15 protein-coding genes are annotated in these 18,763 nt (G+C 70.9%); 6 read left to right on the top strand and 9 right to left on the bottom strand.

Annotation, left to right across the window (positions count from 1 at the left end; translation table 11 throughout):
* Window positions 1-23 precede the first annotated feature (23 nt).
* The 5 genes from ABYF38_RS08450 to ABYF38_RS08430 all read right to left on the bottom strand — a co-directional run bounded on the left by ABYF38_RS08450 (window position 24) and on the right by ABYF38_RS08430 (window position 4,809).
* Window positions 24-410 carry a hypothetical protein gene (locus ABYF38_RS08450; protein WP_371151944.1) on the bottom strand — a complete coding sequence of 129 codons (387 nt, stop codon included), beginning with the start codon at window positions 408-410 and terminating at the stop codon, window positions 24-26.
* Window positions 410-1,495 (bottom strand): 16S rRNA (cytosine(1402)-N(4))-methyltransferase RsmH, encoded by a 1,086-nt coding sequence (gene rsmH, locus ABYF38_RS08445; protein ID WP_371151943.1) that lies wholly within the window; start codon window positions 1,493-1,495, stop codon window positions 410-412. The genes ABYF38_RS08450 and rsmH overlap by 1 nt, the downstream gene beginning before the upstream one ends.
* 131 nt (window positions 1,496-1,626) lie before the next feature.
* The gene (gene mraZ, locus ABYF38_RS08440) at window positions 1,627-2,061 is read right to left on the bottom strand and encodes a division/cell wall cluster transcriptional repressor MraZ (RefSeq protein ID WP_371151942.1); all 435 of its coding nucleotides are present in this window, start codon (window positions 2,059-2,061) and stop codon (window positions 1,627-1,629) included.
* Between the two features lie 657 nt (window positions 2,062-2,718).
* Window positions 2,719-3,210, bottom strand: a complete 492-nt coding sequence (locus ABYF38_RS08435) for a hypothetical protein (RefSeq protein WP_371151941.1) — start codon at window positions 3,208-3,210, stop codon at window positions 2,719-2,721.
* Between the two features lie 210 nt (window positions 3,211-3,420).
* Window positions 3,421-4,809 (bottom strand): Y-family DNA polymerase, encoded by a 1,389-nt coding sequence (locus ABYF38_RS08430; protein WP_371151940.1) that lies wholly within the window; start codon window positions 4,807-4,809, stop codon window positions 3,421-3,423.
* Between the two features lie 37 nt (window positions 4,810-4,846).
* Between ABYF38_RS08430 and ABYF38_RS08425 the strand changes: the two genes are divergently transcribed.
* On the top strand, window positions 4,847-5,704 hold the full coding sequence (locus ABYF38_RS08425; RefSeq protein ID WP_371151939.1) for a spermidine synthase: 858 nt from the start codon (window positions 4,847-4,849) through the stop codon (window positions 5,702-5,704).
* 36 nt (window positions 5,705-5,740) lie between these two features.
* Here the strand turns inward: ABYF38_RS08425 and ABYF38_RS08420 are convergent, their stop codons facing one another.
* Both ABYF38_RS08420 and ABYF38_RS08415 read right to left on the bottom strand, forming a co-directional pair.
* Window positions 5,741-5,947 carry a cold-shock protein gene (locus ABYF38_RS08420; protein ID WP_371151938.1) on the bottom strand — a complete coding sequence of 69 codons (207 nt, stop codon included), beginning with the start codon at window positions 5,945-5,947 and terminating at the stop codon, window positions 5,741-5,743.
* Window positions 5,948-6,210: 263 nt separating this feature from the next.
* The gene (locus tag ABYF38_RS08415; RefSeq protein ID WP_371151937.1) at window positions 6,211-7,350 is read right to left on the bottom strand and encodes a PAC2 family protein; all 1,140 of its coding nucleotides are present in this window, start codon (window positions 7,348-7,350) and stop codon (window positions 6,211-6,213) included.
* 166 nt (window positions 7,351-7,516) lie between these two features.
* Between ABYF38_RS08415 and ABYF38_RS08410 the strand changes: the two genes are divergently transcribed.
* From ABYF38_RS08410 to ABYF38_RS08395, 4 genes are all read left to right on the top strand, one after another.
* Complete coding sequence (locus ABYF38_RS08410) at window positions 7,517-9,883, top strand: HelD family protein (protein WP_371151936.1); 2,367 nt, start codon at window positions 7,517-7,519, stop codon at window positions 9,881-9,883.
* A gap of 196 nt (window positions 9,884-10,079) precedes the next feature.
* Window positions 10,080-11,285 carry a phosphoglycerate dehydrogenase gene (serA, locus tag ABYF38_RS08405; protein WP_371151935.1) on the top strand — a complete coding sequence of 402 codons (1,206 nt, stop codon included), beginning with the start codon at window positions 10,080-10,082 and terminating at the stop codon, window positions 11,283-11,285.
* Between the two features lie 263 nt (window positions 11,286-11,548).
* Window positions 11,549-13,378: an AMP-binding protein gene (locus ABYF38_RS08400; protein WP_371151934.1), complete on the top strand. Its 1,830-nt coding sequence runs from the start codon at window positions 11,549-11,551 to the stop codon at window positions 13,376-13,378.
* Between the two features lie 274 nt (window positions 13,379-13,652).
* Window positions 13,653-16,490 (top strand): glycoside hydrolase family 3 N-terminal domain-containing protein, encoded by a 2,838-nt coding sequence (locus ABYF38_RS08395; RefSeq protein ID WP_371151933.1) that lies wholly within the window; start codon window positions 13,653-13,655, stop codon window positions 16,488-16,490.
* A gap of 163 nt (window positions 16,491-16,653) precedes the next feature.
* On the opposite strand, the gene nrdR is transcribed toward ABYF38_RS08395, so the two are convergent.
* Window positions 16,654-17,106 carry a transcriptional regulator NrdR gene (gene nrdR / locus ABYF38_RS08390; protein ID WP_371151932.1) on the bottom strand — a complete coding sequence of 151 codons (453 nt, stop codon included), beginning with the start codon at window positions 17,104-17,106 and terminating at the stop codon, window positions 16,654-16,656.
* A gap of 134 nt (window positions 17,107-17,240) precedes the next feature.
* Window positions 17,241-17,732: a hypothetical protein gene (locus ABYF38_RS08385; protein ID WP_371151931.1), complete on the bottom strand. Its 492-nt coding sequence runs from the start codon at window positions 17,730-17,732 to the stop codon at window positions 17,241-17,243.
* Between the two features lie 158 nt (window positions 17,733-17,890).
* Here ABYF38_RS08385 and lexA point away from each other — a divergent pair, with 158 nt between their 5' ends.
* Window positions 17,891-18,757: a transcriptional repressor LexA gene (gene lexA, locus ABYF38_RS08380; RefSeq protein WP_371151930.1), complete on the top strand. Its 867-nt coding sequence runs from the start codon at window positions 17,891-17,893 to the stop codon at window positions 18,755-18,757.
* Window positions 18,758-18,763 lie beyond the last annotated feature (6 nt).

Here is an 18,763-nt window from a genome sequence, read left to right as displayed (position 1 = left end):
CATGCCAGGTGGACCAGGCGGCCTCACTTAGCGGGCGAAGCCTCGGTCACCTCACCCACTGCCAGGGTAACCGTGCCGGGCGCCCCAGCCCGGACAAGCCCGAGTTCTGCGGCGCGCCGTGCCAGCTCCTGCGGGGACGCCGCAGACAGCGCGTCGCCCCGCAGGGACTCGAACTCGTCGTTCAGCACGCTGAGCTGGGACTCCAGGTCGTTGATCTGGTAGGTCTGCTCGGTGGACAAGGACGTGATCCCCACGGCCAGAGCCATGGCCGCAGCCACGATGGCCACACCGGTGGAGACCAAGAGCGTCATGAAGCGGCTCTTGGGAGCCGAGCGCACCATGCGCAGCTGCGCCCGCTCCGGACGGATGCGGACAGCAGGCCTGGTAGAGCGTACAGGTACGGCACTCATTACTTCCTCCTGTGGCGGGGGGTTGTGGATACGGCTGGGGCGGGGCGGGACGAAGACTTGGGGGCGGGGCGCAGCAGCTCAGCGGCCCGTAGGCGCACGGAGGCAGAACGGGGATTGCGGGCCAGCTCGGCAGCGTCGGCCACCTCCGCGCCACGCGTGAGCAGACGCAGGTAGGGGGCGTGCTCGGGCAGCACCACCGGCAGGCCGGGCGGGGCGGAAGACGTAGCCCCCGCCGCGAAGGCCTGCTTGACCATCCGGTCCTCCAGCGAGTGGTAGGACTCGACCGCGATCCGGCCACCCACGGACAGGGCGCCGATCGCCGCCGGCAGGGTGCGCTCCAGGATGCGCAGCTCGTCGTTGACCGCGATGCGCAGCGCCTGGAACGTGCGCTTGGCCGGGTTGCCGCCGGTGCGGCGCGCCGGGGCGGGAATGCAGTCGCGCACCAGGTCAGCCAGCTCGCCCGTGCGGCGCACCGGGTTCACCTCCCGGCGGCGCACGATCTCCCGGGCGATCGCCCCGGCAAAGCGCTCCTCGCCGTAGACGGAGATGATGCGGCGCAGCTCGGACTCGCTCGCGCTCGCCAGCAGGTCGGCGGCCGAGGGCCCGGTGTCCCCCATGCGCATGTCCAGCTCCGCGTCCTGCGCGTATGAGAAGCCGCGCTCGGCGTCGTCCAGCTGGAGCGAGGACACCCCCAGGTCCAGCAAGATCGCCTGCACCCGCCCGTCGCGGCCGTGCTTGGCAGCCACCTGCGCCACCGCGTCGTAGGTCGTCAGGACGCCGGTGAAGCGGTCGCCAAAACGCGCCAGGCGGGCGCTGGCCAGCTCCAGGGCGCGCGGGTCGCGGTCGATGCCGACCACCCGAGCGTTGGGACAGGCCTCCAAAATCGCCTCGGAGTGCCCGCCCATTCCCAGCGTGCCATCGATCGCCACCGCGCCCGGCTCCGCCAGCGCCGGGGCGAGCAGCTCCACGCACCGGTCGCGCAGCACGGGCGCGTGCAGGGCGGCCACCTCCGTCGCGGTCGGGGCGCCGGCGGCCAGCCCGTGACCGGGCGTCGCGGCGTCCTGCGCGGCGTTGTCCTGGATCATCTCGCCTCCTCTCGGCGTCTCATCGGATTCGTGTCGTGACTATTCGGTTCTTCCGGTTCCCTCAGGGCTCCCGCCGGCTCACGGCCCTGGGGAAGGCGGCCGCGAAGCGGAAGGAGGCCTGAAGGCACCGGTCACAGGAAGATCTCCTCCTGCACGTGGGCAAGGGCTTCGCTCTGCTCCACCTGGTAGGCCTCCCACCTGGGCACGGACCAGATCTCGAAGCGCTGGCCCACACCCGCCACCAGCAGGTCCTTCTCCAGTTCCGCCTTGTCCCGCAGGTGGGCCGGGATGGTGACCCGTCCCTGGCTGTCCGGGCGCTCCAGGTGGGCGCTGGAGAGCATGAAGCGCTCAATGTGACGAACCGCAGCGTTCGAGGAGGCCTGGGCACGCATCCGCGCGTGGATCTCCTGGAATTCCTCGTACGGGTAGACGTAAAGGCAGCCCTCCTGGCCGGGGGTAATGACCAGTTCGTCACTGCCGATGCGCTTGAGGACGTCACGGAAGCGAGCGGGCAGGATCAGGCGCCCCTTGTCATCCAGCCGCGGCGTGTAGTGACCAAGAAACATGCCTTCACCTCCCCCCTTAGCCCTCCACTTTACTCCACCATCTTCCAGATAAGGGCGTTTCAGGGGAAATGATCAAGGTTCTGATACCTAGTTTTCGTTGCAAAACAAGGCGGGGAGGAAAGTGGAGGGATTTTGTCCGACGCCGCCGCGCCCGCGCCCAAAAAGAGAGGCGCCCCTGCCCGACATACCGGGACAAGAGGCGCCTTTTGCGCAGAAAATCAACGGTTTTGCCGGCGCGCACGGGGCGGGCCGCCGGGGCGTGGATGGAAGTGGAGGGGGACCTGCCGGGTCACCGCGTGCCCGGGGCTCGCGACCCGCCGGAGCACCCCAAGCTCGCAAATGCTGCAACGGGGTACATCCGACCGACCGGTGCCACGCCCCCAAGCGGTCACACGTACCCCAACCGCACACTTGTACGCTCCGTGCCACCCAGCACCCAGCCAAACCAGCCCACTCCAGGGCTCGCACCCCCGAACCGGACCACCCCAGGGCTCGCGACCCGCCGGAGCACCCCGAGCTCGCAAATGTGACAACGGGGTACATCCGACCGACCGGTGCCACGCCCCCAAGCGGTCACACGTACCCCAACCGCACGCTTGTACGCTCCGTGCCACCCAGCGGGACCGCCGCCGGGCTGACTGTCAGGAGATCTCCCCGCTAGCGGCGGGTGGGACGGTTCCTCTTGCCGGAGACCGGGGCCGGGGTGACAGCGTAGAGAGCGCCAAAGAGCGCGCAGACGAAACCGGCCACGCCAACGACCACGGAAAGCGCGCTGGCCCCCATCGAGACCCCGGCGACTATCACGCCGAGCCCGACCACCAGCAGCAGCGCCCCGACCAGCATGTGCTGGATGGACAGGCGCTTAGCCTGAGCAACGGGCTTGACCACACGCTCCTGGCCTGCGGGACGCGGGCTTGACCGCTGGGACTCCCGGGCCCCGGCAGTGCCTGCATCGGAGCGGCCGGACTCGTCGGCGGGGCTGGAGGGAACGTCGTCCACGCCTTCGCCGGGCTGGGCGACGGACGAATCGGGGGTTACCTCTCCGGGGGTAGCCGCGTCGAAATCGGCAGAGGCGTCGGTGCCCATCTCGGCGCGTAGCTGCGCTTCGAGTTCTGCCAAGACCTCGCGTTCGCGATCGGACAGTGCCATTGCCGCCCCCTCCCCTTCCGTAAGGAATCGCTACCCCACAGAATACCGGTCCCGGAAGTGCGCCGCCTCACCCGTCTACACCCGGCGACGACGTGGCCAACCGCGAGCGCGGCGCGCACCGCCATCCGCCCGCACACCGCCAGCCGCGAGCGCGGCGCGCTAAGGACACACGCACGCTAGGTACACACGCGCGCTAGGGACACGGACCCGCTAAGGGGTGGTGGCCCCACCGCCGGGCGGCCTTTCCTGCTTTCCCGGTAGGGCGGTCGGGAGGAGGGCCGCCGGGAGCAGGGCGTCGGTGCCAAAGCGCCGGCGCACCTCGTCGACGCCGTGGGCGGAGGCGGAGTCGCGCGGGTCGTCGTCGAAGGCAGCCTGGTATCCGCTCTCCTGCCCTACCAGTCCCTCCACGCGCACGCCGAGCAGCCTGACGCCGGTGGGTGGCATGGGCAGCGTCTCCAGCAGGGCCAGGGCCGCATCGGTGATCTGCCCGACCGCGTTGCTGGGTCGGTCCAGGCTGCGCGAGCGGGTGACGGTGCGAAACTGCCCGTCCCTGACCTTGATCGCCACCACGCTGGCGCGCTGGTTCGCGGTGCGCAGGGAGGCGGCGCAGTGGTAGGCGAACTTGCGCACGTGCTGGGCGAGCTCGGCCTTGGTGCGCAGGTTGGTGGCGAAGGTGCGTTCCTTGCCCAGGGATTTCTCCTGGCGTTCGGGGCGCACCTGGCGGCGGTCGTTGTTGAAGACCATGCGCGCCAGGCTCTCTGCGGCCGACCTGCCCACCAGTCGCTCCAGTTCCCGCCCGCCCGGTAACAGTGGTAGCGCGGTGACGGGGACGACGCTGCCGCCGTGCCGCGCGGCCGGGGCGCCCGCAGCGTGTCCGGCGGCCGGGGCGCCCGCAGCGTGCCGCGCGCCCGGCAGGAGCCCGGTGAGCAGCAGGTCGGCTAGGTCCCCCACGGTGTGGAGCTCGCGGGCGGACAGTTTCCTTTGGGTCACCGCCCCGATCCCGGGGATGGCGCCCACGGGCAGGGAGTGGAGGAACTCCAGGGAGCGCTGGGCGGGGATGAGCAGGAGGCCGTCGGGTTTGGCGTGCGCGGAGGCCAGTTTGGCGATCAGCTTGGTGGAGCCCACGCCGACGGAGGCGGGCACCCCCACCCGTTCGCGGATCCGCTGGCGCAGGTGTGCGCCGATCTCCACTGGGCTGCCGCCGGTGCGCCGGGCCCCGGAGACGTCCAGGTAGGCCTCGTCCACGCTGACCTGTTCCACCCGGTAGGTGACCTCTGCGAGCAGCGCCATCACGGCGGCGCTGACCTCCCGGTAGCGGGAGAACCTGCCGGGCTGCAGTACCAGTTGGGGGCAGGCGGCAAGGGCCAGGTGGGTGGGCATGGCAGAGCGCACCCCGTACGCGCGCGCCTGGTAGTTGGCGGCGCTGATGACGCCGCGTTCCCGCCCGCCCACGGCGAGGGGCCTGCCGCGAAGGTGGGGGTAGTCCAGTTCCTCCACGGAGGCGAAGAAGGCGTCCATGTCCAGGTGGAGGATGGGCGTGCCGGAGTCGTCGTCACCCCAGTTGCGGCGCGCTGCGGCGCTGCGGGGAGCGTTGCTCATGGCGGCCTCCTTTACGCGCGCATATTACCTTTGGCGGGTGAGCCGCAAACGTTCCTCTACTTCCCGCGCCGCCGCGTCCCGGACGGCCTCCCGGGCCACCACCCCGCAGTTCGACCTGCCCGAGGGCCCGGTGCGCGGCCAGCACGCGCTGCTTGAGTGCCACCTGGACGATCGCGGGGTGTTGCTCTACGTGGACGGGGTGGAGTCCTCTTACCTGGATGCAGACCCGGCCCACCTGGAGTTCGAGTACATGCAGCAGATGACGGCGGCGCTGCGGGCGGCGCGCGGCGAGGGCCCGGTGCGGGCGCTGCACCTGGGCGGGGGTGGCTGCGCGCTGGCCCGCGCCTGGGACGCTCGCTTTCCGGGCTCGGCCCAGGTGGCCGTGGAGTACGACTCGGTGCTGGCCGCCAACGCCCGCCAGTGGTTCGACCTTCCCCGCTCCCCCCGCCTACGGGTTCGCCACGGTGAGGCGCGGGCCGTGCTCGCCGAGGGCAGTGCGCGCTTCGAGGCGATTACGCGCGATGTCTTTGTGGGGCGCGACGTGCCCGCCCACCTGCGCACCGCCGAGTTTGTGCAGGCCGTCCGGTCCCGCCTGGAGGAGGGCGGGCTCTACCTGGCCAATCTGGGTGCGCGCCCGCCCCTTACTGAGGCCAGGCGGGAGGTGGCCACCGCCCTGGAGGTGTGGGGCCGCCCCGAGTCGACGGCGCTGATCAGCCTGCCGGCCTTGTTGACCGGGCGCCGCTACGGCAACTTTGTGCTCGCGTTCGCGCCCGACGTCTGCTGGGAGCGCAGCGAGTTGACCCGCCTGCTCTTGCGCCTGCCGCTGCCGGCGGCGTTCATTTCCGGGGAGAAGCTGGTGGCCTTCGCGGCCGGCAACGAGCCCTACCGCGACTAGCGGCCCCGGTGCAGACCCGGCCCCGTGCTTAGGGGGTTAGAGCGGCACCACGTTGCTTGCCTGCAGCCCCTTGGGTCCCTGGGTGATCTCGAACTCGACGCGCTGGCCGCGCTCCAGGGTCCTGAAGCCCTCGGTCTGGATGGAGCTGTAGTGAACAAAGACGTCCGGCCCCTGGCCGTCGCTCTGCTCTAGGAAGCCCCACCCCTTCTCGGGGCTGAATCGCTTGACCACTCCCTGCACCATCTGAATTCACTCCCCTTGCTGCGGGCCTGGGGCTCTTCCCGCCGGCCTGCCCCGACCCCGATAGACAACGTCAGTATGTCACCTATCACACACCTGCGTGCGCATTTTTTGAATACAGGTAACAAATTGGACGAATTCGGTTGGGCGCTAATTCACCCCGCGTTCACTCGCCTGGCGGCCTGGCCGGCGGCCAAATCATCGGCGCCGTGGACGACGTTGCTCGCCCGCCTCACCGCGAGCGCGCCGCCCCCAGCCGGGTCCTGTTAGCTCTCCGGCTGCGGGTCCTCGGGGTGCCCGGTGGCGGCGTCGTCCCCCGGCGGCACCTCACCGGGGCCAGGCGCCTCGAATCGGCCGGTGGCGTCGTCGTCCCCGCCCTCCAGTACTCCCCCGCCACCGAAGAACTGGACGCTGACTGGGTCCTCGCGGCGGTGACGCGGGGCGCGCGGCGGGGCGGTGGAGTGCGAGGGTGCAGCGGGCGCAGGCTGCGCGGCGGCGGTGCGCGCGGCCGCGCCCTGCTCGCTCAGGGAGGCGAGGTAGCCCTGCATGGCCTGGGCGATCTCCTCGCCGGTGGGCAGCTCGCCGCTCTCCGCCTTCGCGGCGCTTTGCGCCATGGCGGGCAGGGCGTTGTCGTACTGCTTTTCCAGCATGGAGACGAACTCGCCGAACTGGCCGTCCTCGCCGCCGGCCAGTTCCAGGATGCTCTCCACCGGAGCGGCCTGGGAGGAGGCGGCCGCCTCCAGGTCCCCCACCGGCAGCTTCAGGCCGGTGACCTCGCTCAGGTGCCCGATCACGGCTGCGGCCGCCCCGGCGCTGGAGGAATCGCCCAGGTAGAAGGGCACGAAGGCAACCAATTGCAGCGTGTCGCCGCCGCGCTGGGCCTGGTCCACATCCAGCAGCATGTCCAGGGAGGCGGCGGTCTGCATCGCCCCGATCAGCGAGGGGCGCTGCAGGTGGGCGGCGGCCGTGCCGGTCGCGTGCACCGGGGTGGGGCGCGTGTGCGGCACCGGCACGGGCACGCCGAAGGCAGAGACGGTCAGTTCCACGCCCGCCTCCTTGACGATGCGCGCCACCTCGTCTCGAAACGCATTCCACTTGAAGTCCGGCTCCGGGCCGTGCAGCAGCAGGATCGGCGTGCCCTCGTAGTCGTGCACCAGGTCCAGCGCCAGTTCGGGCTCGTGGACCCCGCCCACCTGCCAGTTCTCCACCCAGACGGTGGGGCGGTGGGAGCGGTAGTCCAGCAGCGCGTCCGTGTTGAACGTGCCGATCCGGGTGGCGGGCAGGGCGGCGCGCAGCTGCTCGCTCACCAGCCGGCCCGCGTCGCCCGCGTCCATGCCACCGCTGAGGTGGTGGATCAAAACCGGCGCGCGGAAGCTGGCTACTTCGCGGGTGAAAAGGTCACTCATGCCGCCTCCCTTCTCTTTAGAGGGTAGAACGTCCCAGCCGCCCTGGCGATTCCAAACCAGCCTGCGGAGTGGGACTTTGCGCTCAGCGCAGCGGGCGCATCCGCTCCCCACGCGCCGCCTCGATTGGCCATAATGGATGGCCCCCTGTTGAAAGGTTGCCTCTCCGTTGACGAAACGCACCCCGGTTGTCCCGTCCGCTCCCCCCGCCCCCGCCGCCGCCCTGAGTGGGCAGGCCGGCCGCCCCGCCGCCGTGATGGCCGACGCCGCGCTGGGACAGGAAGGCGCTGAGGCCGCCGCAGTCGAGTTGGTGCGGGATGCGGAGATCGCGCGCGAGCAGGAGCGCGTGAGCGCCGCCTACCAGGCGTTGGATGCCCGCCGCGAGCACTACCGGGCGGAGCAGAGCCGCGTGCAGGGCGAGGCGGTGGCCGGCACGCCCCAGTCGCTCACGGAGCGCGACGCCCTGGCCGCCCACTACGGCGACGAGGCCCAGCGGCTCAGTCAGGTCGAGGAGCGCCTGGTGTTTGGGCGCCTGGACATGAGCGACGGCGAGGAGCGCTACGTGGGGCGCATCGGCCTGCACGACTCCGAGGGCAACAAGCTCCTGCTGGACTGGCGCGCCCCGGCCTGCGAGCCCTTCTACCGGGCCACCGCCGCCCACCCGCTCGGGGTGGCTCGCCGGCGTCACGTGGTCACGCGCCGCCGCCAGGTGATCGACCTGCAGGACGACCTGCTGGACACCTCCGGGGCGGTGGACCTGACCCAGGTGCGCGGTGAGGGCGCGCTGTTCGGTGCGCTGGCGGCCGCCCGCTCCGGGCGCATGAACGACATCGTGGCCACGATCCAGGCCGAGCAGGACGTGGTAGTGCGCGCCCCGCTGGACGGCGTGACCGTGGTCCAGGGCGGCCCGGGCACCGGCAAGACGGCGGTTGCGCTGCACCGCGCCGCCTACCTGCTGCACACCCACCGCGAGCGCCTGGCCCGCTCTGGGGTGCTGGTGGTGGGGCCATCGCGCACCTTCCTGCGCTACATCGAGCACGTGCTGCCCTCGCTGGGCGAGTCCGGCGTGGTTTCGACCACCATGGGTGACCTGCTGCCGGGCTACCGGGTGGGGGCGGTGGACTCGCGCCGCGCCGCAGAGATCAAGGGGCGCCCGCTGTGGAGCCGGGTGCTTGCCCGGGTCGTCGCCTCCTACCAGCGGGTGCCCGAGCCCCAGAAGCTGCGGGTCAGCGGCCTGACCATCGCCCTGGACCCGGGCGAGGTGAAGGCGGCCCAGACGCGGGCCAGACGCACGGGTTTCGCGCACAACGAGGCCCGGGTGAAGTTCGTGGAGGCGATGCTGGATTCGCTCTCCGCCCGCCTGGCCGTGGCCTACCGCCGCAGCGCGGACGCGGAGGTGGAGGACTGGATGCGGGAGGACCTGCGCCAGGACCGCGACGTGCGCGTGGCGCTCAACAAGTGCTGGATGCCCATCGACATCCAGTCGCTGCTGGCGCGCATCTACTACCACCCCCACTTCTTGGACACTTTTGCGCCCGAGCTGAGCGAGGACGAGAAGGCCCTGGTGTGGCGCCCGCTGGGCTCCCCGCTCACCGAGGCTGACATTCCGTTGCTGGACGAGCTGGCCGAGCTGGTGGGAGACACGGCGCTCGAGCGCACCAAGCGGGCCGAGGAGGCGCGCCGGGCGGCGGAGGTGGCCGCGGCGCAGGCCGCGCTGGAGACGGCGGGGCTGGAGAACGGGATCGTCTCAGCGGCCATGCTGGCCGAGCGGTTTGCGGAGACCGGCCCGGAGCTGACGCTGGCCGAGCGGGCCGGCCGGGACAGGTCCTGGACCTACGGGCACGTGATCGTCGACGAGGCCCAGGAGCTTAGCCCGATGGCATGGCGGGCGATCCTGCGCCGCTGCCCCGCCCACTCCCTCACCGTGGTGGGTGACCTGGCGCAGTCAGCTTCGGCGCGGCCCGCCGCGTCCTGGCGCCGGGCCCTGGGCAAGAAGCTGGCCGCCGAGCTGCGCGAGTTCGCGCTGACGGTCTCTTACCGCACCCCCTCTCGCATCATCGACGCCGCCACCTCCACCCTGGAGGTGCTGGGCTCCCCGGCGGGCTACCCGCTCACGGCGGCCCGGGACCTGCCGGACTCGCTGCTCACCGCCGAGGACGTGAAGCACAGCGAGCTAGAGGCGACCGTGCGCGGCGAGCTGGCCTGGCTGGACGGGCACAAGGGCACCGGCACGGGCACCCTCGCCGTGATCGCCCCGGCCGCCCAGGTGGCGGCCGTGCGCACCGCCCTTGCCAGCCACCTGAGCAGCGCCTCCCACGACCTGGACCTGCTCAACCGGGTGGTGGTGATGCCGCCGCTGGCGTCCAAGGGCCTGGAGTTCGACTCCGTGGTGCTGTGGGAGCCGATGGAGCTGGCCGCGCACCCGGCCGATCTCTACGTGGCGATGACGCGCCCCACCACGCGTCTGCTGTTGGCCAGCAGCGGCACGCTGCCCGCCTGGCTGCGTGAGCTGGTGGCGAGCCTGAGCGCCAGCTGACCGCGCCCGCGCGGGCACACCGGCGCTGCCCGGGCGCGCCATACGGGCGCACTGTGGCAGGGCGCGGGCGGGAGCAGGGGGTGGCCGGTGAGACGTCGGCCACGACGGGCCCCCACGTGGCGGTGTGTCCAACGCCAAGCGCCCAAGCAGTGACCGGGTGGGAGGCGCGGCGGTAATTGCAGGCACAATTACCCCCATGAGTCGCATTCTGTTGCTGGAGAACCCGCACGCCGTGGCAGACGAGGTCTTTACCGCCTCCGGTCACGAGGTGGTGCGCTACAAGGGTGCCCTGGACGAGGACGAGCTGATCGAGGCCCTGGACGGCATCGACGTGCTGGGCCTGCGCTCCAAGACCAACGTCACCGAGCGCGTGCTGCGCGCCCGCCCCGGCCTGCAGGCCATGGGCGCGTTTTGTATCGGCACCAACCAGATCGACCTGACCACGGCCGCCCAGATGGGCATCCCGGTGTTCAACGCCCCCTACTCCAACACCCGCTCGGTGGTGGAGCTGGCGCTGGCTGAGATCATCTGCCTCACCCGCCGCCTCACCCCGTTGAACGACGCTCTGCACGCCGGGGTGTGGGACAAGACGGCCGACGGCGCGCACGAGGTGCGTGGGCGCACGCTCGGGATCGTCGGCTACGGCAACATCGGCGCCCAGTTGTCGATCCTGGCCGAGGCCATGGGCATGAAGGTTGTCTACTACGACGTGGTGGAGAAGCTGGCGCTCGGTAACGCCCGCCCCATGTCCAGCCTGGAGGAGCTGCTGGGCGAGGCCGACGTGGTCTCCGTGCACATCTCCGGCTCGGCCGGTACCGAGGCGATCTTCGGCGACCGCGAGTTCGCCAAGATGAAGGACGGCGCCGTCTTTATCAACCTCTCGCGCGGCCACTTTGTGGACTACGACGCCCTGCACCGCGCCCTGGACAGCGGCAAGCTGTCCGGCGCGGCGGCCGACGTCTACCCGGAGGAGCCCAAGAAGAACGGGGATCCGTTCGAGTTCCCGCTGCGCGGCTACGACAACGTGATCCTCACCCCGCACATCGGTGGCTCCACCGAGGAGGCGCAGCACGACATCGGCCGTTTCGTGGCCGGCAAGCTGAACGAGTACCTGCGCAGTGCGTCGACGGACATGTGCGTCAACCTGCCGCAGCTGACCCTGCCCACCTCCGGGCGGGGCCGCCACCGCGTGGCCTACGTGCACCGCAACACCCCCGGTGTGCTGGCACTGATCAACCAGGCCTTCGCGGAGGCCGGGGCGAACATCGAGGGCCAGATCCTGGGCACGCACGGCGAGCTGGGCTACGTGATCACCGACATCGCCTCCGAGCTGCCCATCGAGGCGATCGCGGCGCTGAAGGAGATGGAGCAGACCGTCCGTCTGCGGGTGGTGGCGATCTGAGAAGCTGAGCGCCGGCGTCCCCGCGCGGCCCGGTGTGGGCGCGGCGGCGGGCGCGGGCCCGCCCCAGAGGGGCTGGGCAGCCCAGGTGGGCGGGGCAGGCCGGTGGGCGGGGTCAACACCCCGCCCACCGGCCTTTGCGCTCCCCGGAGCTGCGGAAATCTCACAGGTTTCTCCTGCGGTTTTGTCCGGCCCCTCCCAGTAACTTACGCCAGCGTAGGTTACGCTTGCGTAGGAAAGTCCTACTCCCAGAAAACGAAGTGCCGATGACCGTCACCTCCGCAACCTGGCAGCACTACGCGCCGGATGTGCCCACCAGTGTCGATGTGCCCAACACCGATCTATACGAGCTGCTGGCCAGCGCCGCACGCTCCTACCCCGATCGCGTCGCCACCGACTTCCTGGGGGCCACCCTCACCTACCGTCAGCTCCACCAGCGCGTCCTTGGTGCCGCGGAGGTGCTGCGCCGCATGGGCGTGGAGGCGGGCTCCACGGTCGCGGTGATCGCCCCCAACTGCCCGCAGCACGTGGTGGTGTTCTACGCCCTGGCCCGCCTGGGCGCGGTGGTGGCCGAGCACAATCCCCTGGCCCCCACCCAGGAGCTGGAGGACCAGATCCGCCGGCACGGCGCCCAGGTGGTGATCGCCTGGGAGCCGGTGGTGGCGCGCCTGGCGCAGGAGCACCCGGCCGGGGTGGGGCGCACCTACGTCTCCATCGACCTGACCGCCTCGATGCCCAAGCGCATCCGCTTCGCCCTCAAGCTGCCGCTGAAGGCCGCCCGCCAGAAGCGGGCGGAGATGCGCGCCGAGGTGCCGCTGGGCACGATCCCGCTGGACGAGATGATCGAGGGCAGCCTGCCGCTGACCGAGTCCCACCCGCGCCCGGTCCCGAGCGACCTGGCTGTGCTGCTGCACACGGGCGGCACCACGGGCTCGCCCAAGGCGGTGATGCTGACGCACGCGAACCTGGTGGCCAACGCCACGCAGGGGGCGGCCTGGCTGCCGGGCCTGTCCCGGCAGGGCGAGGTTTTCCTGGCCGTGCTGCCGTTCTTCCACGCCTTCGGCCTCACCCTGAACCTCACCTTCGGCATCTCCTCCGGCGCCACCTTGCTGATCCTGCCGCGCTTCGACGTGGAGTTGACGTTCTCCGCCAACCAGCGCCGCCCGATCACCTTCCTGCCGGCCGTCCCGCCGATCCTGGACCGCCTGGAGGCGGCGCTGCGGGACAAGCCGCAGGACTTCTCCGCCTGCCGCATCACGCTGGTGGGTGCGATGAGCCTGCCCAAGGAGGTGGCCGAGCGCTGGGAGAAGGTGACGGGCCACGAGGTGATCGAGGGCTACGGCATGACCGAGTGCTCCCCCGTCATCCTGGGCAACCCCGTCTCGGAAAAGCGCCGCCCGGGCGCGCTGGGACTGGCATTCCCGTCCACCGAGGTGCGCATCGTCGACCCGGAGAACCCGACGGTGGACGTGGCCGACGGCGAGGAGGGCGAGCTGATCGTGCGCGGCCCGCAGGTGTGCGCCGGCTACCTGAACGAGCCGGAGGAGTCCGCGGATCTCTTCACCTCCGAGGGCTGGCTGCGCACCGGTGACATCGTGCGCCTGGACGACGGCTTCATCGTCATGGCCGACCGCCGCAAGGAGCTGATCATCTCCGGCGGCTTCAACATCTACCCCTCCCAGGTGGAGAACGCCGTGCGTTCCATGCCGGGCGTGGTGGACGTGGCCGTGGTGGGTATGCCTGCCGGCTCCCTGGGCGAGCAGGTCATGGCCGCGCTGGTGCTGGAGCCGGGCAAGCAGGTGAGCCTGGAGGAGGTGCGCGCCTGGGCGGAGAAGTCGCTGTCCCACTACGCGCTGCCCCGCCAGATCGCGGTGCTGACCGAGCTGCCGCGCTCCCAGATCGGCAAGGTGTTGCGCCGCTCCGTCAAGGAGCAGCTGCTGAGCGCCTCTTCGAAGGTGACGCAGGCCGCGCAGGCGGCGGGACAGGCTGCCAGCCAGGCCGCTCACGCCGCGACCCGGGCCGCCGAGCACGCGGTTGCCGAGGCCAAGGAGAAGCTGCGCCAGCGCTCCATCGACAGGGCCGCCAAGAAGGACTAGCCGGGCGCCGGCACGCGACGCGGCCGCCACGCCGGGACACCTCGTCCCCGGCGTGGCGGCCGCGCTTTTGCCTGCGGTAGGGGCACGACGTCGCCCACCCGGCCGGTGCGCCAACCCGCCGCCTCTCCACCCACCGGGCACGACGTCGCCCACCCGCAGCGCGACAAATCGGCGCGGCCGATCTAATCGAGCGCCTCTATCCCTCCCCAAACTGCCCCACCGGCGGCAAAGGTTCTCTAGGCTGATGTGACGGCGCTAACATCAAGGAGGATTCATGCGACCGATGCTTTCCCTCGCTGCCGCAGCTGCACTGGTGTGCGCTGCGGCCGTCCCCGCACTAGGGGAAGACGTCACCCCCGCCCAGGGCACCGCCGGCGAATCCCAGCAGCTGGGCACGCCCGAACAGATCCTGGCCGGCATGAGCCTGGACGAGAAGGTGGGGCAGCTGCTGTGGACGCACGTCTACGGCGCCAGCGCAGACGACGCCTCCATGGCGGCCAAGAACCAGGCCGTCTTCGGCGAGGACGTCACCACCCCCGCCCAGGCCGTGGCCAAGTACCACCTGGGTGGCGTGCTCTACTTCAACTGGTCGGGCAACGTGGGCCGGCCCACCAACCTCGAGCAGGTCGCCACCCTCTCCAACGGCCTGCAGGAGGCGGCGCGCGGCAACGGCGCCCGCGTGCCGCTGGCGATCACGATCGACCAGGAGGGCGGCATCGTCGCCCGCATCACCTCCCCTGCCACGGAGTTCCCCGGCAACATGGCGCTCGGCGCCACCCGGGACAAGGACCTGGCCCGCAAGCAGGGCGAGATCCTGGGCCGCGAGCTGCGCGCCCTGGGCATCAACGTGGACTTCGCCCCCACCGTGGACGTCAACACGAACTGGCAAAACCCGGTGATCGGCGTGCGCTCCATCTCCAGCGACGAGAACCTGGTCGGTGAGCTCGGCACCGCGCAGATCCTGGGCATGCAGTCCCAGGGTGTCTCCGCCACCGCCAAGCACTTCCCGGGCCACGGCGACACCGTGACCGACTCCCACCTGGGTCTGCCCGTGGTGACCTACGACCGCGCCACCCTCAACCGTCACCTGGTGCCGTTCCAGAAGGCCATCGATGCCGGCGTGGACATGATCATGACCGCACACATCATCGTGAACGCCGTCGACCCGGAGATGCCCGGCACCCTGTCCAAGAAGGTCCTCACCGACCTGCTGCGCACGGAGATGGGATTCAAGGGAATCATCACCACCGACGCCCTGGACATGGAGGGCGCGCAACTGGCCGTCATGAGCGAGCAGGAGGAGGCGCGCTACCGCGAGCTGAAGGCGCTCATCGCCTCCCCGCCGCCGTCCGACGACCCGACGGCGCAGGACCAGTACCAGCAGGCCAACGCGGAGTACACCGTGTTCATGAAGGTGATTCGCGGGCGCGTGGCCGTGGCGGCGCTGAAGGCCGGTAGCGACATCCTGCTCAACGTCTACGACGCGGAGGCCGTGGTGAGCGCCGTCAAGGCGGCCGTCGCTGACGGCACGGTGCCGCTGAGCCAGATCGACGCCTCCGTGCTGCGCGTGCTGAAGTGGAAGCAGCAGCGCGGCGTGCTGGATGCCGCCCCGGTGGACCTGGCGGCCATCCCGAACAACGTGGGCACCGACTCCTCCCTGGCCACCGCCGCGCAGATCGCGGCGAAGTCCCTGACGCTGCTGCGCAACAACAACGACGCCGCCCCCTTCAGCCCGGTGCAGTACCCGAAGCTGCTGGTGTGCGGCTCCACCTACGGCAACCCCGAGCACCTCACCCCCGTCTTCGAGGAGGCGGGCTTCGCCGTCACCTTCAAGACCACGGCCAAGGCGCACCCCACCGACGCCGAGATCGCGGCGATGGTGAGTGCGGCCGGCGACGTTGACGCCGTGGTCATGACCAGCTGGAACGTGGGCACCGCGCAGGAGAAGATGGTCAACGACGTTGCCGCCGTTGGCAAGCCACTCTTCCTAATCAACACGCGCAACCCGTACGACATGGCCAAGTTCGATGGCAAGGACGCGCCGGTGACCGCCGTGGCCACCTACTCCAACCGCAAGGTTTCCCTGACCGCCGCCGCGAACATGCTGCTTGGGCGCACCTCGCCCTCGGGCAAGCTGCCGGTGGCCGTGCCGGCCCCGGACGGCTCGCGCGACGTCTACTCATTCGGCTTCGGCCTTGACTACGGCTGGGCCAAGCGGGTGGCGGGCGCGGACCGCTACGCCACCTCCGTCGCGGCGCTGCGGGAGGGCAGCTGGAACAACGTCGCCGTCCTTGCCACCGGCGAGGGCTACTCCGACGCGCTCGCCGCGGCCCCGCTGGCTTCCGTGCACGGCGGCCCGGTGGTCCTGACCCGGCCCGGTTCGCTGGACTCCGCGCTGAGCGCCGCGCTGAAGGACGCCAAGATCGGCCGGGTGATCCTGGCCGGCGGCACCGGCACGCTGCGCCCGGCCCTGGAGAGCCAGCTGAAGGCGGCGGGCTTCACTGTGGAGCGCGTCAGTGGCGCCAACCGCTTCGCCACGGCTGCGGCCCTGGCCCAAAGGGCGTTGGACGACGGCGGCCAGATCGAGCGGGTGTTCATCGCCGACGGCACGGACTTCCCCGACGCGCTCGCCGCTGGGGGCGCGGCCCGCTCCGCCAAGGCCGTGACCGTGTTGACCGTCAACGGCAAGATGCCGGCGGAGACGGCGCAGTTCCTGCGCAAGACCGCCAAGCCCGCCGTGGCCCTGGGTGGCAGCGCGGCGCGCGCCTCGCTGCCTGAGGCGCGCAACCTGGGCATCCGCGTCACCTCCATCGTGGGCGGTGACCGCTACGAGACGGCCCAGATGATCGCGCAGCGCTTCGCGCCGCACGCGAAGCGGGTGGTGGTCACCTCCGGTGTGGCCTACCCGGACGCGCTGAGCGGTGCGGCGTTGGCGAACACCGCCTCCGGCGCGCTCCTGCTGTCCGCGCCCGGTGGCTTGCCCGGTCAGGTGGAGTACTACCTGGAGGACAACAACAACTTCCCGCGCGCCATCGTGGTCGGTGGCACGGGAGCTGTTGGCGCAAAGGCGTTCGATGAGCTGGTCGCGGCGCTCAGCAAGCCCGCCCAGTAGCCGCCTCTAGGCGCAGGCGTGGGGGCAGGGAGCCGTTTGGCTCCCTGCCCCCACGCTCTTGTTTGCCCGTACTCCGCGCCGGCGCAATCACGGGTGGCCGCTGCCTCCCGCGCCTGCGGGTGCTGCCTGGCCGGGCGGGCCGCCCCGCGCCGCGCGGGTGTCGCTAGGCGCGGCGTTCCTTGCGCAGTGAGGCGATGGCGCTCTCGAAGTCCTCGAGGGAGTTGAAGGCGGAGTAGACGGAGGCGAAGCGCAGGTAGGCCACGACGTCGAGTTCCTTGAGCGGCTCCAGGATGGTGCGGCCGATCTCCCCGGTCTCCACCTGGGCGGCGCCGGTGGCGCGGATGGTCTCCTCGACCTGTTGGGCCAGGCGCTCGAGGTCGTCGGTGGAGACGGGGCGGCCCTGGCACGCCTTCGCCAGGCCCGCCACCACCTTGGCGCGGGAGAAGGGCTCTAGGGTGCCGGAGCGCTTGAGGACGAACAGCGCGGCGCTCTCGGTGGTGGTGAAGCGCTGCTTGCAGGCCAGGCACTCCCGCCTGCGCCGGATTACCGCGCCGTCTTCGCTTGCCCGGGAGTCCACTACTCGGGAATCTGAGTGTCGGCACAACGGGCAGCGCACGGAAAATCTCCTTAGGGACGACGACGGGGCTTCGCCCCGGGGACCCTTACCCTACCCGTTCACGCTTGACGAATGCTTGGAAATGCCCCTGTTGCCGCAAGCGGGGGCTCTCGGTTAACCGCCCCAGTGCCGACTCAGGGGCGCACCATCCCGAGCAGGGTGAAGGCGATGACCCCGGCGGCCAGGCAGATACCGCCAGCCACCAGGAACATCTCGGTGGTCTCGCGCAGCCACTGCCGCAGGCCCCCGCCCGCCGCCACAGCTGCGCCGGCGGGCCGCACAGAGGCGCCAGCAACTCGCGCCGCAGCCGAGGAACCGACCACTCGGGCCGCACCGGCGCGGGGGCCAGCGGCCCACCGCGCCTGGCCAATCTGGCCGCTCGCCCCGCCTAGGCTGACCGCACCGACGGGACGGGCAGCAGCACGAGAAACCGCAGCGCGCTCGCCCGCCGCACCACGGCGGGTTGCCCGCGCCGCACCGGCGCGTCCCGCCTCCATGCCGGCCAGGTAATCCGCGTTGACGACGCTGAGGTGACGACGCCCAGCCGCCGGGCGCTGCCCGGGCTTGCGCCCGTGCCGCGGCGCACCCTGAACCGGAACTACCGGGTGAACTGCCAATGCACTCATGACCACTCCTCGAACACTTGTTCGTCGAACGCTTGTTTGCAGCTTAGAACACTCGCCCCGCCTTGTCGAGGCTTTGATCGAACAAATGTTTGCCTTCTGTTCGATTGGCTCTTAAGCTGGGACCAGCCAAACATCGGGTACCAACATTTGGAGTGGGGATGGCTGCACGCAAGGAATCCGGGACTCGCGCCAACGATGGCGCCGGCCCGCAGGGCATCAACCAGCGCCAGCAGGAAATCCTCGCGTTCATCTCCGGGCAGGTGACCCAGACCGGCTACCCGCCCAGCGTTCGAGAGATCGGCGAGGCGGTGGGGCTCTCCTCGCCCTCCTCGGTCAAGCACCACCTCGACGCGCTGGAGAAGCTCGGTTTCGTGCGGCGCGACCCCCGTCGGCCCCGCACCATCGAGATCATCGCGCCGCAGAGCCCCCTGGACGCGGCTTCCCCGCCCCCCACACCGGCGGCTTCCCTGCCCGCTCCGGCGGGGACTGCCGCACCCACAGCTGACGCGGCAGGCACCCCGCCGGGCCAGCCGACCGGCTCGCTGGCCACCGTCACCCGCCTGGGGCGGGGCGCGGCTTCCGACGCGTTGCCGCCCGTGGGAGAGCAGGGTGTTCACTTCGAAACCAGCAGCGGCCAGGAGAGCGCGGCGCGAGCCGCCTACGTGCCGCTGGTGGGCCGCATCGCGGCCGGCGGCCCGATCCTGGCAGAGCAGGTGGTGGAGGACGTACTGCCGCTCCCCGAGCGCTTTACCGGCACCGGCGACCTGTTCATGCTGGAGGTGAGCGGAGATTCGATGATCGACGCCGCGATCTGCGACGGCGACTGGGTGGTGGTGCGCAGCCAGAACGTGGCGGAGAACGGCGAGATCGTGGCCGCGATGATCGACGGGGAGGCCACGGTAAAGGCCCTCTCCCGCAAGGACGGTCACGTCTGGCTCCTGCCCCGCAACTCCGCCTATCCCCCTATTTCGGGCGACGAGGCAACGATCCTGGGCAAGGTGGTCACCGTTATCCGTGCCATCTGATTCGCG

This window comes from Buchananella sp. 14KM1171, assembly GCF_041380365.1.
Classification (GTDB): domain Bacteria; phylum Actinomycetota; class Actinomycetes; order Actinomycetales; family Actinomycetaceae; genus Buchananella; species Buchananella felis.
This window is presented reverse-complemented; position numbering and strand designations above follow the sequence as displayed.